Origin of the sequence: Micromonospora sp. NPDC048842 (assembly GCF_040649935.1) — a bacterium.
GTDB lineage: Bacteria > Actinomycetota > Actinomycetes > Mycobacteriales > Micromonosporaceae > Micromonospora > Micromonospora hortensis.
In genome coordinates this window covers 177014-192487 of the sequence record NZ_JBEZGK010000003.1, presented here as the reverse complement: position 1 = coordinate 192487, position 15474 = coordinate 177014, and the positions used below count along the sequence as shown (strand labels likewise).

The following is a 15474-nucleotide window of genomic DNA, read 5'->3' as shown; positions in this document are numbered from 1 at the left end:
CAGCACCCCGTACATGCCGGGGTATGACCGACGGTCGTCAGTATCGGCTCAGCTGGTGGAACACGACGCCCCTCCACTGAGACCGCAGCCCACGAATCCGACCACGAGGGCAAGTCCGGTCCCGATCACCACGAAGGCGTCGCGAAGACCGCTGTAGTCAGTGGATTGTGAGGGGCGCTGGTTCGTGCGCGGGTTAGGCCTCGGTGTCGGCGTCGCCGTCGCCCTGGGACGAGTTCGGTCTGACTGACTGCTCCTGCGCTGGTTCAACTCCTTCTGCCTCTGCTTGATCTGCTTCGCACGCTCGAAGTTTCTGTTCTTCCTGGCCTCGTCGTACATCTCACGCAGGGTGTCCTTGTCGTTGATCCCCTTCAGATCACTCGGCCCCTTGTTCGTCTTGCCTCCTCGGCCTCTGTTCGTCGGGCCTCCGGCGCCTACGTCCGGGCCGTCGTCGTCGTGGCTCTTCCGGTTGGCTGCCGCCTTCTTGGTCTTGTTGGCGGCGTTGTCGCGTTTGCAGGCCGCGTTGCACGTCGGGCCCGGCTTCTTCGGGGCGGCCTTCTTGGTGGGCGACGACTTCTTGGCCTTGTTGGCGGCGTTGTCGCGCTTGCACGCCGCGTTACAGGCCGGTCCTGACTTCTTCGGGGATGCCTTCTTCGGCGCGGCCTTCTTCGGGGATGCCTTCTTCGGGGCGGCCTTCTTCGGCGCTGCCTTCTTGGTGACCGCTGGCTTCTTCGCCTTCGGCTTGGCCTTGCCGCCTCCGCTGTTGTCCGCCATCAGCACCAACCCGTCCGGGTCGCTGAACGACGTCGGGTTGTTGCTGGAGTAGGCGTATCCGTGCATCTGCTGTGGATCGTCGATGTCGATGATCGGGTCGACCGAGATGAAGCGACCGGTACCCGGGTCGTACTCCCGCGCACCCAGATGGGTCAGACCGGTGCCCGGGTCGATGTTGCCGCCGACGAAGCCTCGCTCCCCCGGCCAGGTGCCGGTGCCGCCACGCGCCGTGCCGTACGGGGTGAGCAGTCGTCGCGTCACCGCCAGGGTGGACGAGTCGATGGCGATTTCGCCGGTGCCGTGGTGGTCGGACGTCAGCCAGGACACGTGTCCGCCCTTGCGTATGGCGACCGGCTGGCCCTGGTACGCGTAGTAGCGGGTGGCCGTCGCCGTGCCACTGGCCGGCTGGTGCACCTCGGTGTGCCCCAGGTAGAGAGTGGTGCCGGTGGCGTCGCGGCGCAGCAGCCGGTTGCCGTCGGCGTCGTAGACGAACGAGGTGGTCTTTCCGTTCTCCGTGATGGTGGAGACGTTCCCCTCGGCGTCCCAGTCCAGGACCTGCGCCACACCGTTGACAGTGCGACCTGTGGTGTTGCCGCCGGCGTCGTAGGTGTAGCTGTCGGTCCTGGTCCCCGCCGGGCCGGCCGTCCGCACCGACTTCAGGGTGTGCGGTTGGGCCGCGCCCGCAGCCGGGTAGGTGTAGCTCGCTGTGGTGTCCCCTGCGGTGGCGTGCCGGACCTCGCTCAGCCGGTTACCGACCTTGTCGAAGGTCCAGCTCTGCCAGTAGGCCGCCGGACCACCGAGCGCCGCCGCGCTGCGTGCCGCAGCGCAGTCACCCCCGGACGGGGTCCATGCCTCGGTCAGTCGCCGCAACTGGTCGTACCCGAAGCACTGGGTGTCGTTGGTGACGGAGTCACCGACCCGCAGGAGGTTGCCGGCCGGATCGTAGGAGTAGGTGACGTCGGAGACCGGTGTGGTGCCCGGCGCCTGGGTCTGGGCCCGGGTCAGCCGCCCGGTCGCATCGTCGTAGCCGAAGTCCCGGGTGACCTGCTTGCCGCTCGCACCGAGCACGAACCGGCCCAGCTCCCCGGTGTTGCTGTAGCCGGTGCTGGCGACATAGGTGTTGCCGGTGGACGCCAGCGAGCTGGGCAGGCCCAGCGAGGTGTAGAAGGACTTCACCGTCTCGGCGGTGAGGTCGCCGGCGGACGGCAGGTTGGTGTCGACCACCTGGCCAGCGGCGTTGTACCGGAACGTGGTGTCGTATGAGCGCGCCAGACCCCCCTCGGCCGCCGGGATGACCACCGATACGCCGGTGGGCAGACCGCTCGGGTCGTAGCCCAACACCTGGTTCTCGTACACGGCGGAGCCGACGTACCGCTTCGAGGCGGTGGCCAACCCCTTGCCGCCGGGCAGGGTGTCGTAGGTCCACTCGGCCAGCTTCGGCCCGGTGGACGAGGTCTCGTGCACCGCCTTTCGCCGGTCCAGGTCGTCGTAGAGCGTGACCAACGTGCGGTTGCGACCATCGGTGGTGGTGACCGGCCGGTCCGCCTCGTCGTAGCCGATCCGCTGGACGCCGGCATCCGGGTCCTCGGTACGGATCTTGCGGCCGCGCAGGTCGTAGAAGTGTCGCCAGACGTTGCCGGCCGGGTCGGTGACGGTGCTCAGCCGTCCGGCCCGGTCGTAGCCGTAGCGGGTGCTGTCGTACCCGCTCGTGATGCCGGCGACGTGCTGGCGCAGTTCCATGATCCGGTCGTGCGCGTCGAAGATCGTCGTGGTGGCGGTGTCCCCGGCGGGCGGGGTGACCGAGACCCGGTCACCGTCGTACGCGGTGGTGGTCCGCCACTTCTCCACGTTGCGGCCGTAGAGGACCTCCGCGACCTCGCGGTCGGCTCCGTCGTAGATCGTCCGGGTCTGCGACGGCACCGCCGTGTCGGCCACACCGACCAGTGCCTTGGCCGGTAGGCCGGCGGCGTAGTAGTCGGCGTTCTCCTTCCACTCCCGCCCGTGTGAGTCGTAGAAGGTGTCGGTGACGATCCGCCCCGACGTGTTCGGTGACTGTTCCTGGGTCTGCCGCTCGCGCAGGAAACCGTCGAGCAACTGGTACGACGTGGCGTACACGGTTCCGGTGCCCAACAGGGTCCGGGTGCCGAGCACCGTCGGGGCGGTGCGGCGGACGTCGTAGGTGTACTCCAGGTTCGGCGTCGTGGTCGCCTTCGCCCGACCGGGCAGCCACACCTTGGTCACCCGGCCCAGCGGGTCGTAGCTCACGTCGGTCTGCCGACCGTTGACGTCGACCATGGTGAGCGGGTCCTCGGTCAGCGGCGCGAGGGTCGTGGTCACCGTGTGCCCGAGCGGATTGGTGCTCACTATCGACGTGAGCGGACCACCGACTGTCGGTGTGAAGGCCGTCGTGCTGGTCTGGCCGAGGGCGTCGGTGCTCGACGTCGTCCGACCGTGCTCGTCCATGGCGGCACTGCCGATGGTCTGCCAGACCGGCCCGTTCGACCAGTCCTTGGCCTCCTCGGCCTTCGTCACGTCACCACGGGTCGGCAGGGCGCCCCAGACGGACTGTCCGTCGTAGTAGACCCGCTCGTCGCTGAGCAGGTCCGCCGGATAGTTCGCCGTGGTGCCGCAGGGCACCAGCACCGTGGTGGACCGGGACGCGGTGTCGATGATCCAGTCGGTGCGGTTCTTCACGTACGTAGTGGTCGTGCACTCGTCGTCGTCGGCGACGTCGATGTCGCCCCGGTCGTGCACCTCGATCGGCAGTCCGTCGTCGTCGTAGCGGTACAGCACCTCGGTGGTCCGGCTGCCACCGGCGGCCAGGGTCTCGGTGCTGCGCTCGGAACGCTCAGCGGTCACCCAGGCGGCCAGATTCGTGCCGGTCGACCGGGGTCGGGTGGCGGTGTTCCTGATCTCCAGGGGTTCACTGACAGTGCGGGAGACCAGGGCGCCTCCGACGCCGTTGTAGACCGAGGTCTCCCGGGCGAAGCCGCGCCTGATGTTCAGGTCGTCGAGCCCGTCCACCTTGACCAGTTTCGTGCCGCCGGTGGGTGACGCCCGGTCGCCGTCCATGCCGCGCAGGAACACGTGCTCGGTCACCGTGTGCGGCGCGTCCGTGCCGTTGCCGCTGATCTCGCGGACCTTCTGGAAGCCCCGCCACTGCCCCCAGGTCTTGAACCGTTCCGGGGTCAGCTCGGCGTCATCGAAGTGCCAGGCGCCGTCGGTGCCGTACTCGTAGCGGGACACCTCCGGTACGCCGCCACCGACCAGGTCGTTCTCGAGCACCTCGGTGACCACGTACTTCTGGAACCAGTCGATCGTCGGGGTCTCGAACTCCTGGGCGTAGTAGCCGGGGAAGCAGCGCGACGTGTTCGACTGCGCCGTCGGCAGGGCCGTCCGTACGCAGCCGGTGGGCGCGTACTTGACCAGGATCTGCCCGCCGGTCTCGTTGTTGACTGTGCCGACCCGGAACTTGTTCATCGCCGGCTGGGTGTCCAGGCCGTCGACCCGGTTGGGCGTGCCCTCGCCCTCGGCGGTGGTCGCCGGGTCGAAGTCGATCAACGGCAGGGTGGCGCTGCCGCCGACGTGCCCGCTCTGGGCGATCGACTCCAGCCAGAGGGAGGCGGTGGAGCCGTCCTGCGGGTCGGGGAAGGTGTGGTTCAGGCTCCACGACTCGACGTCCTGGAAGCCGCCGTGGTTGACCTGTGTGGTCACCTTCGCCAAGCGCTTGGTGCTCCAGAACGTCGGGGCTGCCAGCGCACAGGTCCCACCGGAGCAGGACTGGTCGAGGGGTACGTCCGGGAAGTCCGCCGGCTGACCGGTCTGGCACGCCGAACCGGGCAGGCAGCGGGGCGCGGTGGTGAAGAGCACCCGGGCGCTCGCCGGCACTGTGTAGACGCTCGACGCGCGCAGCCCGTACTCGATGCGGTTGAGGTAGCCGGCGCGGACGTACGGCGTCGGCGCGGTCGGGGTCTTGTTCCGCCCGTACTGGTTGATCTCCCGGTCGTAGTAGTACGCCATCGCGTCGCCGTGCGGGTCGACCACGTAGTCGAGGTTCCACCGGTACGCCTGCTGGCACCACGACTCGGCGAACGTCGCGCCGTGGCAGGGCTCGTTCGCCTCGTTGCCGAAGACCGGCATCGTGTAGGTGGAGTTGGTCTCGCCGCGACCCGAGGACCAGCCGGGCAGCCGGTTCAGGCCGAAGAAGTACTGCGTGCCGTCCTGGGCGGTCAGCTTCCAGTGCTCACCTCGGTCGTTCGGGGTGGCCGAGCCCTCGTCGCCGTTGACGGCGCCGGTCAGCCGCTCGATCCGCCAGCCGTCGTCCTCCTCGGCACGCCAGACGCCGGTGGTCTGGTCGCGGACCAGCTCGCCGGAGACACCCGGCAGTGACACCACCGCGTTCTCCGTCTCCCAGCACTGGTCGTTGACCCCGGTCTGACCGTCCTCGGCGCACGCCTTGTAGGACCGCTCGATAAAGCCGGGTTGCAGGTCGAAGCCCTCGCCGATCCAGGAGGGCTGGTTGTTGGTGGAGGCGGTCTTCCCGTCCACCGCTCCCGACGAGTAGCTCAGGCCGAGGTCCGGCTCGATGCCCGGCACCGACGGCACCTGCATCGGGTACGACCAGGTGAAGTCGCCGGACTGCAGGCCCACCTGCCAGGTCGCCGACGGCGCCAGCGAGGTGGGCCCGTAGCTGCCGGTCGAGCCCGCCGCTCCGGCAGTCAGCGCGTAGAGGCCGTCGGTGACCTGGGCGCTGACGGTGCCCGCCCGGGCGTTGTTCCGGGTCGCCACCGATTGCGCCCGGCCGCACCCGACGCCCTCGGTGGCGGCGCACTCCGGCACCCGGACCAGGCGCAGTCGTGCGCCGTAGTCACCGCCGAAGGCACTGCGGAACCCGGAGTAGTCCACACTGACGCCGAGGTCACGCGTCTTCTGATCCGTGTGGCTGAGGCGCAGCAGCAGACCCGCCGGGCCTCGCCGGGCGGCGGCGGAACGGTCCAGCACCTCCACCCGTACCGGGCTGTCCGCGGCCACCGAGACCGGAGTCTTGCCGGCCCGACGCAGGCTCGGCGCGGTCAGCGCGCGATCGGCCCTGGCCGCGGCGCGATCCTCCGGAGAGGGCGGGTTCACCACAGCCACCTCGGCCTTCGGCCAGGTAGTGCTGGGCGCCTTGGTGACCAGCGGAGTACGGTCGGCGGGGCGGGGTCGGGTCGGCACCGCGCTGGTCGGTACCGCGTCCCCGGCCGGGCGGAACGGGGCCGCTGAGGCCGGTTTCGGTGGCGACAGCGGCGCCACCGCGCTCCCGGGCACGGCCACCACCACCGCTAGCAGCAGCAGGACCCCGCGACGTAGACGTCCGGGTCTCGATCGATCGGTCACGAAGACTCCAAAGTGACGAGTTGGCCGACGGTCGGCTCGCTGGAACGCTCGCTGACCGCCGTACGACGGGCCGTACACGTCGCCGTACTCGTGGTGCCCGTGCGCCGGGCCGCGCCGCCCCGCCCATGCGCCGGGAGTCGCGCGTCCGCGGCGTTCGGGTCTGTTCCGCACTGCCCGGTGCGGTGACCGTCGAGCTCCTCGCACTGAGACTGGGCCCAACGATCTCCGGCGTGGGTGTGAGGCGGCAGTCCGTCGCCTCGCGGCCGGGGAGGCACGGGGGCGGGTGGGGTAATGGGTCTGTCGGTCGAGTTGCTCGGCACGATGCGGGTGGTTGTCGATGGCGAGGCGGTGGTGCTGCCGTCCGGGCGGCAACGCTCCCTGCTGGCCCTGCTGCTGATGGACGGGAAGCGGATGGTCAGCCGGGACCGGGTGATGGCGGAGTTGTGGCCGAGCGCCCCACCCCAGTCCGCCGCGGTGAACCTGCGAACCTACGCGTGGGGGTTGCGGAGCTGGCTGGCCCGGGTCACCGGCGCGGGCGGTCAGCTGGTCCGCAACGGGGCCGGGTGGGCGCTGCGGCTGGTGGACGACACACCGCTGGCACTCGACGTGGTGACCTTCGAACGGGACGTGGCGGCTGGCCTTCGGGCACTGACCGACGCCGATCTGGCGTCGGCGACATGGCATCTGCACCACGCGACGCAGGCCTACCGGGGCGTTCCTCTGCTGAACGTGCCGCAGGGGCCGGTGCTGTCCGGCTGGGCGGTGCTCCTGCACAACCGGTGGGTGGAGGCGACCGAGGGGTACGCCGAGGTCCTGCTGCGAACCGAGCGGTTCGGCGCGGTCCGGGAGCTACTCCAGGGTTTCGTCGGGCAGCATCCGGGACGGGAGCGGGCCTGGGGCCAGCTGATGGCCGCCTGTGCTCGCGGCGGGGACACCACCGGCGCGGTCGCGACCTACCGCGCGGCCCGGACGGCGTTGGTGGAGGGGTTCGGCATGGAGCCGGGCGCCGACCTGACCGCCCTGTACCGGGCGGTGCTGCGGCGCGAGCCGGAGATGACCCCGCCGCACGAGTCCACAGCGAGGCGTGAACGGGTGTCGGTCGTCGGACCGGCCGGCCCGCTGCGGCAACTACCGGCCGACCTGCCCGTGCTGTTCGGTCGGGAAACGACGGTACGCGGGCTGCTCGACGCGCTGAGCCATTCGCCGGTGGTCCCCGGCCGCTGTCGGGTCGCGGTCGTCGTGGGACCGGCCGGTGTCGGCAAGACCGCCCTCGCGATCCACCTCGCCCACCTGCTACGCCCGGCCGGGCACGGTGCCCACCTCTTCGTCGACCTTGGTGGACCGGTGCCGGCATCGTCTCGGCCACCGCAGGACACCGTCGCCGATGCGCTGGACCCGGTGGTGATCCGTCTGCTGCACGCCTTCGGGGTGACCGGGGAGCGGCTCCCCGTACTGCCCGCCGACCGGCACGCGTTGCTGCGCGGCTGTCTCGCCGAGAGTCGCGCGCTGCTCATCCTGGACGACGCGACCGACCTGGCGCAGATCCGGGCGTTGCTGCCGGGCGACGCGGCGTGCACTGTCATCGTGACCAGCAGGCATCGGCTGGCCGGGCTCACGGACGTGCACCGCGTCGACCTCGGCCCGCTTGATCCGGTCGCAGCCGAGCTGATGTTCCGCACCAGGACCGGTCTGGTCAGCGCTGACGAGTCGACCCGTTCGGTTGTCGCGTCCTGCGCGGGTCTGCCGCTGGCGCTGCTGATCACCGCCGGCCGCCTGGCCGGACGCCCACCGGCCATGATCCGCAGACTCGCGCTCGCGCTGCGCGACGAGCGCCGGCACCTCGACGAACTGGTGCTTGACGACCTGTCGGTCCGTGCGCGCGTCGCGGTGTCCTACCGCGCGGTGGGTGCGCTGCAACGACGAGCCCTGCACCTGGTCAGCGCGGCCGGCGCGGCGGGGATCCCGGCCGGACCGCTCGCCCGACCGCTGCGGCTGGCCGAAACCGGTGTGGAGCTGGTGCTCGAACAGCTCGCCGACGCACACCTCGTGACGATGTCCGAACCGACGTCCCAGGCGGTGCGCTACCGGACTCCGGAGTTGGTTCGGTTGCTCGTTGCCGAGGACCCGGACATCGACCAGCCAGGCCAGCCGAGCAGGTCGTCAGGGCAGGAACTCGGCGGTCAGGCTGATCAGCGCACGGGCGGCGGCCCCGACCGGGCGGTCCACCGGGGTGGCAAGCGAGGCTGTCCAGTTCAGGTCGGCGCCGGTGACGCTCAGTAGGCGCACCCCGTGGTCGTCGGCGACGGCGAAGCGGGGCAGCAGCGCGATGCCGAGCCCGTGCCGCACATGGTCGGCGCCGGTGGCGATGTCGGGGATCTCGATCGTGACGCGCCGGGACAGACCGGCGGCCGCGAACGCCCTGTCGGTAACGGCCCGGTTGCCGTAGCCGACCGGGGAGTCGATGAAGTCCAACCCGGCGATGTCGGCGAGGGTGACCGCCTCGCGGGTCGCCAGCGGGTGGTCGTCCGGGACGACGAGATCGAGGACCGAGCTGGCCAGCTCGGTGAGGTGGATCTCCGCAGGAGGTGTGCCGGGCAGCGAGACGAACGCGAGGTCGAGGCGGCGTTCCGCGAGGGCGTCGATGAGCCCCTGGGAGCCGTGCGGGGCGACGCTGGTGTGCAGCAGCACTCCGGGGTGCCGGCGGTGGAACTCGCCGAGCAGGGCCGGCAGGTGAAGGAGTCTGATCGAGGTCATCGTGCCGATGCGCAGGGTGCCGCGCAGGCCGCCGTGCACCTCGGCGACCGCGTCGCGGGCATCGCGGGCCGCGTCGAGGGCGATCCGGGCGCGCGGCAGGAGAGCGGCACCGGCGTCGGTGAGGCGTACGCGCTTGGAGTTGCGGTCCAGCAGTGACGCGCCCAGTTCGCGTTCGAGGGTCTTGACCGCGGCGGAGACGGCGGACTGGACGACGTGCAGGCGGGCGGCGGCGCGGGTGAAGTTCTGTTCCTCGGCCACGGCGACGAAGTACTCAAGTTGGCGGAGCTCCACACCACCAAGTATCACCGATCGCGATCGTCGCGAACATCAACTTTCGTTGGACCTGATGCTTGGGCGAGGCAAGAGTGGGCTCATGTCCTTGTCGACACTGACACCCCGCCCCACCACGTCCGACCACCGCGACGGCTCGTCCCGCCGGCACGGCCGTGGCTTCTGGGCGATCGCCCTGGCGTTCCTGACCGCTATGGCGTTCTGCACAGTGCCTGCCCCGCTCTACCCGCTCTACATGGCGCGGGACGGTTTCTCCACGTTCATGGGCACCATCGTCTTCGCGGTCTACGCGGTGGGCGTGGTGATCAGCCTGCTGCTCGCCGGTCACGTCTCGGACTGGGTCGGCCGCAAGAAGATCCTCATTCCCGCGTTGGCGTTGGAGCTGGTGGCCGCCGCCCTGTTCCTGGGTGACCCGTCCCTGCCGGTGCTGCTGGTCGCCCGGCTGGTGAGCGGGCTGGGCATCGGCCTGATCACCGCGACCGCCACCGCATACCTCCAGGAGCTGCACGCCGCACACCGGCCCGGCTCGTCCCGCCAGCGCTTCGAGATGGTCTCCACCGCCGCCAACATCGGCGGGCTGGGCGTGGGCGCGTTGGTCGCCGGCGTCCTCGCCCAGTACGTCGACGCGCCGCTGCGTACGCCGTACCTGGTGTTCGCCGTCCTGCTGGCGGTGAGCATCGTGGCGGTCGCCCTGACCCCGGAGACCGTCGAGGAGCGGCTGGTCAAGCCCACCTACCGGCCGCAGCGGATCAGCGCCGACCACGGGGACCGGGCCGGCTACCTGGCCGCGGCAGCCGCCGGGTTCGCCTCCTTCGCCGTGTTCGGTCTGTTCACCTCGGTCGCCCCGGGGTTCGTCGCGGGTGCCCTGCACCTTCCGTCGCGGGCCCTGGCCGGCGCGATCGTGTTCGCCGTGTTCGGCGGTGCGGCAGTGGCGCAGACCCTCACCAGCAGGCTGGCCGCCCCGGCGAAGGTGCGCCTGGGGCTGCTCGCCCAGGCCGTCGGCGTGCCCGTCCTGCTGGTGGGGATGCACACCGCCAGCCTCTCGGTGTTCCTGGTCGGCGGGATGCTCGCCGGCATCGGCGCCGGCGTGCTCTTCAAGGCTGCCGTCGGCGCCGTCGCGGCGATGGCCGCACCCGCCCAGCGCGGCGAAGCCCTGGCCGGGCTCTTCCTCATCGGCTACCTGGGGATGATCCTGCCGTCCGTCGGCATCGGCGTCGCCACCCAGGCCGTCACCGCCGGCACGGCGATGAACTGGTTCACCGGGTTGCTACTGGTCATGCTCGCCGGCGTGGCGGCGCTGTTCCGCCGCAGCGCAGCGCCGCAAGCCCGATGAGGCGCGGGGAGGTCCGGGGTCAGCGTGGGTCGGGCCACCACGGTTCGAGGAGGGTGGGGTCGGCGACGTACTGCGCCACCTGCGTCCGCTGCTCAGGGGTCAGGGACAGCGCCTGGAGTCGGGCGCCCCACTCGGGCACCCGGTCGGCCTTGTCCAACGCGGTGGCCAGCTCGATCAGGCCGGCCAGCGCCATCGCCTGCTCGACCACCGGGGCGTCCTCGGCGCGGCGGCGCATCCCCGAGTCGAGCGCCCGGTAGGCCGCCCTGTCGTCCATCTTGAACTCGCGCAGGATCCGCGCGTTGTCGAGCACCCGGGCCAGCCCGTCAAGCTCCTTCGACCCGCCGTACTCCACGTCCTCCGGCTCGTCCCGCTGGATGAAGACGATGGAGTTGCCCGACGGGTCGACGATGCTGAACCGCGACGACCCGGCGCGGTAGCGGGTCATCCGGGGTAGACCCTTGACCAGCACCTTGCCGTAGCTGCGGCGCATCGCCTGGGCGAACGCCGCGTGGTACGGCGCCACCGCGTCCACCATCACCAGGCAGCCGCCGGAGTGCTCCTTCGCCGGGTCCAGGTCTTTGGGCGCCGGGCCGTAGTGCAGCTGGAACCCACTCCAAGTGAGGGCCAGGTACACATATGGCCTGAGTTGTTCATAAGCCACCTCGAACCCGAGGGCTCGCCAGAACGCCAGGGTCTCCTCCGGGGCCGCGCAGTGCAACAGCGGCACCGTGGTCTCGTTCGGTCGGACACGGTCCTCGTTGGTCGTCATCGTCACTCCCGGTCCGGTCGGCAGGCCGGCCATTGTGCCAGCACCACCGAGCGGCCTCGACCACTTTTGTCTCCTACCCAGGGAGGAGGCGCACTCCGACCACCGGCCGCAACCGGGGCTCGCGGTCGGACGCGATCGGCGGGCGCGGCCACGAACATCTACAGACATGACTACCGTTGTGCGCCGGGCGACGCGCTGGAACCGCCCACTGATGGTCCTGGTATCCGTGATGGCGGTGCTCGGCGTCGTCGCCGTCGTCGGCATCCTCGCCGACCCGCGCGTCCTCATCGGGGCGCCGATCTGGCTCAAGCCGTTCAAGTTCGCTGTGTCGTTCGTGCTGTACGGCGCGACGCTCGCCTGGATGCTCTCCCTGCTGCCGCGACGCAGCCGGGCCGTCGAGAGGGCTGTCGTCGTCATCGTCGCGGTGGCGGTCGTCGAGAACGCGTGGATCGTTGGTCAGGTGATACGCGGGCAGGCCAGCCACTTCAACGACAGCACCCCGCTGAACACCGCGCTGTTCGCGGCGATGGGCGCGGCCATCATGGTGCTGTTCTTCGCGCACCTCGTCATCGGGATCGTGGTCCTGATCCAGCGGATCCCCGATCGGGTCGCCGCGACCGCCGTCGGGTGGGGGCTCGGCCTGTCCCTGCTGGGCATGCTCGCGGCGGTGCCGATGGCGCTGCCGATGCAGGACCCGGGGATCGAGGGGATCGGTGGGGCGCACAGCGTCGGCGTGCCCGACGGTGGGCCGGGGTTGCCGATCGTCGGCTGGAGCACCACCGGCGGTGACCTGCGGATCGGGCACTTCGTGGGGCTGCACGCCCTCCAGGCGTTGCCGATCCTGGCGATCCTGCTGAGCCGGTTCGCGACGCGGTGGGACGAGCGCACCCGCGCCCGGCTGCTGGTCGTCGCGGGCGGCGCGTACGGCGTACTCACCGTGTTGTTGACCTGGCAGGCCCTGCGCGAGCAGCCGCTGCTGCGGCCCGACGCGGTCACGCTCGCCGCGGTCGCGGCCCTGGTGGTCGCGACGGCGACCGCGACCGGCCTGGTGCTGGCCCGCCGACGTCGCCCGGAACTGGCGCTGGCCGCGTGACAGCGACGCTGTTCTCCCTGACGTTCGCCGTGGCCGCGCCGTTCTGGGCGCTGATGATCCTGCTGCCGCGCTGGTCGTGGACCGCCCGGATCATCGCCTCGCCGCTGATCGTGCTGCCGGTCGTGGTGATCTACGCGCTGCTGGTGCTCCCGGCGTTCGGCGACGTGCTGCCGGCAGTGGCGTCGCCGACCCTGGCCGGGGTGCGCGACCTGCTCGGCACCTCCGCCGGGGCCGCGGCGGGTTGGGCGCACATGATCGCGTTCGATCTGTTCGTCGGGCGGTGGGCGTGGTTGGACAGCCGCGATCGGGGGGTGCCGGCGCTGGTGATGGCTCCGGTGCTGCTGCTGACCATCCTGCTCGGACCGCTCGGTTTGGCCGCGTACCTCGCGGTCCGGACCCGGTGGCGGCGGCCGGCAGCCGTCGCCACCGGCCCGCAGCACCTAGGCTGACCACCGTGAGCTGGCCGGGGCGACTGTTCGACATGCGGGAAACGCTCGTGCGGATGGTGCTGCTCGACCTCGCCGGGCTGGGCTACCTGCTCGTCGTCCCGCACTCCGCCAGCACGCCCACGACGACACAGTGGATCCTCGCGATCCTCGCGTTCACAGTCGGGCTGGCGGTGCACCGCTGGCCCGTGGTCAACCTGCTGGCGCAGGCCGCCCTGTTGACGGTCGCGATCCGCCTGGTCGACGACTTCACCATCAACCAGGTGGGCGCGAGTTGGGCCCTGCTCGAGATCACCATGCGGGCGCGCCGCCCCCGGACCATCTGGCTGTCCGCCGCGCTACTGGTAGTGGTCGACCTGACCGACTCGGTTGGCGACCCGGTCGGCCAGGTCGCCTCGGGCCTCGTCGGGTTGGCCCTGGAGGTCGGTGTGCCGGTGCTGCTCGGCCTCGTGATCCGCACCAACCGGGAGCTGAGTCGGCAGGCCGTGGAGCGGGCGGTGGCCGAGCAACGCCAGCACGAGTCGGAGAGTCGTGCGGCCCGCGCCGACGAACGCGGCGCCATCGCCCGCGAGCTGCACGACGTCGTCGCGCACCACGTGGCGTCGATGGTCCTGCGGGTCGGCGTCGCCCGGCACGTGCTCACCGACCTGGACCCCCGGGTGGGCGAGGTCTTCGACGACGTGCACGGCACCGGCACCTCGGCCCTCGCGGAGCTGCGCCGGCTGGTCGCGGTGCTGCGCAACCCCGACGGGGTACGCGGCGACGCGGCGCTGACCGCTATCGAACCGTCCGCGCTGCCGGCGGCGATCGGCGCGTCCATCGACCGGGCCCGGCAGGCGGGTGTCACTGTGGAGGCCGACCTCGACCCGGCGATCGGTTCACTCGACGCGGTGCGCGGCATGGCGGTGCTGCGACTGACCCAGGAGGCGCTGACCAACGTGGCCAAACACGCGGGGACGTCCGCGCTCGCGCACCTCGTGGTGGCCGTCCGGGACGGCTGCGTGTACTGGGAGGTCACCGACAACGGGCGCGGCGGGGTGCCGGCGGGCGTGCCGGCCGGTGGCGGGCACGGCATCACCGGGATGCGCGAACGTGTCGAGGTCCTCGGCGGCCGGTTGGAGGCGGGCCCGACCGGCACCGGGTGGCGGGTGCGTACCGTCCTTCCGGCAGTGGCCGCCGCGCCCGCCGACGCGCCGGTCGGATCGGTGCCCCGCGAGCGGGAGGCCCCGGCCGGGTCGCCCGCGCCGGAGCCGGCGTGATCCGGGTGCTGCTGGTCGACGACCAGCACCTCATCCGTGCCGGGCTGCGCATGCTCTGCGACGCCCAACCCGACATCGAGGTCGTCGGGGAGGCCGACAACGGTCGTGAGGCGATCCCGCTGGCCGGGCGGCTCCTTCCCGACGTCGTCGTCATGGACCTGCGGATGCCCGGTGTCGACGGGATCACCGCGACCAGCCGGATCCTCGCCGACCGCCCCGCCACGCGCGTCCTTGTGCTGACCACGTTCGGCGATGACGACCACCTCTACCCCGCGCTGACCGCCGGAGCGTGCGGGTTCCTGCTCAAGGACGCGCCGCCGACCGAGCTGCTGGACGGCATCCGCAGGGCCGCCGTCGGTGACAGCCCGTTCAGCCCGGAGGTGCTGCGCCGCCTCGTGCAGCGCGCGGTGCACGCCCGCCCCGGGTCACCACCGACGCTGCCGGGCCTGACCGCCCGGGAACGCGACGTGCTCGACCTGGTCGCCGAGGGCCTGTCCAACACCGAGATCGCCGACCAGCTCCACATCGGTGTCACCACCGTCAAGACCCACATCACCAGCCTGATGGCCAAGACCGACAGCCCCAACCGGGTACGCCTGGCCCTGTTCGCTCGCGGCGTCTGACGCTCAGGCCCGCATCCGGGCGGACACGGCGATGACGAGCACCAGCGGCACGATCAGCAGGGCCGGGGCGACGACAGGCAGGTGCAGGGCGACAAGGGCGCCGACCGCCGCGCCGACCATGAGGGCCAACAGCACCTGGGCCTTGGGGCGCAGGCTGGCCCACGGGCTGCGCGCGGCGACCCCGGCGATCAGGCTGGTGAGCGTGCCGGTCAGGTACGTGGAGGACAGGCCGGACACGCCGAAGCGTTGGATGGCACTGCTCTGCACGCCCAGCGCGACAGCTGACAGCATCAGCAGCGCCAGGTGGACACCCGCGTCGGGCGTGTGCAGCGTGATCTCCCAGACGACGGCGAACACGACGAACACCGACAGCTCCAGGACCAGCGCCCAGGTGACCCGCCGGGGCCAGACCGGATCGTCGGGCTGTGCCGAGCCGACGACGCGGGCGCCGGCGAGGACACCGACGATGAAGCTGACGATGGCGCAGCCCGACGTCAGCGCCAGGTCGGCCTCGCCCCGGCCGGCCGAGAGCCCGAGCAGGACCATGTTGCCGGTCATCACGCTGGCGAAGGCGCCGCCGAGGGCGAGGAACCCGAGAGCGTCGGCGCTCCCGGTGAGGAAGGTGAGGACGACGACGAGCGCCTGCCGTCGCCGCAGCAGGCGCTCGTTTCGGCGCGGGACGGCGCGGGGGCGGGTGACGCGGGGCGCTGTGCTCGACACTGTCGGCCACCTTCCAGTAATTGTTCTTCGTATACACTT

At 71.2% G+C, this 15474-nt stretch carries 10 protein-coding genes; 6 read left to right on the top strand and 4 right to left on the bottom strand.

Annotated features, from left to right (window positions below; genetic code table 11):
* Window positions 1-48: 48 nt before the first annotated feature.
* The gene (locus AB0C19_RS05765; RefSeq protein ID WP_357179986.1) at window positions 49-6147 is read right to left on the bottom strand and encodes an RHS repeat-associated core domain-containing protein; all 6099 of its coding nucleotides are present in this window, start codon (window positions 6145-6147) and stop codon (window positions 49-51) included.
* Window positions 6148-6438: 291 nt separating this feature from the next.
* On the opposite strand from AB0C19_RS05765, the gene AB0C19_RS05760 reads away from it, so the two are divergent.
* Window positions 6439-8427, top strand: coding sequence for a BTAD domain-containing putative transcriptional regulator (locus AB0C19_RS05760; RefSeq protein ID WP_357179983.1), 1989 nt, complete (start codon window positions 6439-6441; stop codon window positions 8425-8427).
* Here the strand turns inward: AB0C19_RS05760 and AB0C19_RS05755 are convergent.
* Window positions 8308-9192 carry a LysR family transcriptional regulator gene (locus AB0C19_RS05755; protein ID WP_357179980.1) on the bottom strand — a complete coding sequence of 295 codons (885 nt, stop codon included), beginning with the start codon at window positions 9190-9192 and terminating at the stop codon, window positions 8308-8310. The genes AB0C19_RS05760 and AB0C19_RS05755 overlap by 120 nt on opposite strands.
* Before the next feature lie 82 nt (window positions 9193-9274).
* On the opposite strand from AB0C19_RS05755, the gene AB0C19_RS05750 reads away from it, so the two are divergent.
* Complete coding sequence (locus tag AB0C19_RS05750) at window positions 9275-10525, top strand: MFS transporter (RefSeq protein ID WP_357179977.1); 1251 nt, start codon at window positions 9275-9277, stop codon at window positions 10523-10525.
* Between the two features lie 19 nt (window positions 10526-10544).
* On the opposite strand, the gene AB0C19_RS05745 is transcribed toward AB0C19_RS05750, so the two are convergent.
* Window positions 10545-11294 (bottom strand): glyoxalase, encoded by a 750-nt coding sequence (locus AB0C19_RS05745; protein WP_357179974.1) that lies wholly within the window; start codon window positions 11292-11294, stop codon window positions 10545-10547.
* 166 nt (window positions 11295-11460) lie between these two features.
* Between AB0C19_RS05745 and AB0C19_RS05740 the strand changes: the two genes are divergently transcribed.
* Genes AB0C19_RS05740 through AB0C19_RS05725 form a run of 4 tightly spaced genes read left to right on the top strand, consistent with a single transcriptional unit; the run spans window position 11461 to window position 14715 of the window.
* Window positions 11461-12387 (top strand): hypothetical protein, encoded by a 927-nt coding sequence (locus AB0C19_RS05740; protein ID WP_357179971.1) that lies wholly within the window; start codon window positions 11461-11463, stop codon window positions 12385-12387.
* Window positions 12384-12836: an ABA4-like family protein gene (locus AB0C19_RS05735; RefSeq protein WP_357179968.1), complete on the top strand. Its 453-nt coding sequence runs from the start codon at window positions 12384-12386 to the stop codon at window positions 12834-12836. Before AB0C19_RS05740 ends, AB0C19_RS05735 begins: the two co-directional genes overlap by 4 nt.
* A gap of 5 nt (window positions 12837-12841) precedes the next feature.
* Window positions 12842-14092 (top strand): histidine kinase, encoded by a 1251-nt coding sequence (locus tag AB0C19_RS05730; protein ID WP_357179966.1) that lies wholly within the window; start codon window positions 12842-12844, stop codon window positions 14090-14092.
* Window positions 14089-14715, top strand: coding sequence for a response regulator transcription factor (locus AB0C19_RS05725; RefSeq protein WP_357179963.1), 627 nt, complete (start codon window positions 14089-14091; stop codon window positions 14713-14715). Before AB0C19_RS05730 ends, AB0C19_RS05725 begins: the two co-directional genes overlap by 4 nt.
* A 3-nt stretch (window positions 14716-14718) precedes the next feature.
* Here AB0C19_RS05725 and AB0C19_RS05720 read toward each other — a convergent pair whose 3' ends face one another.
* Window positions 14719-15435, bottom strand: a complete 717-nt coding sequence (locus AB0C19_RS05720; protein WP_357179960.1) for a YoaK family protein — start codon at window positions 15433-15435, stop codon at window positions 14719-14721.
* Between the last annotated feature and the right edge of the window lie 39 nt (window positions 15436-15474).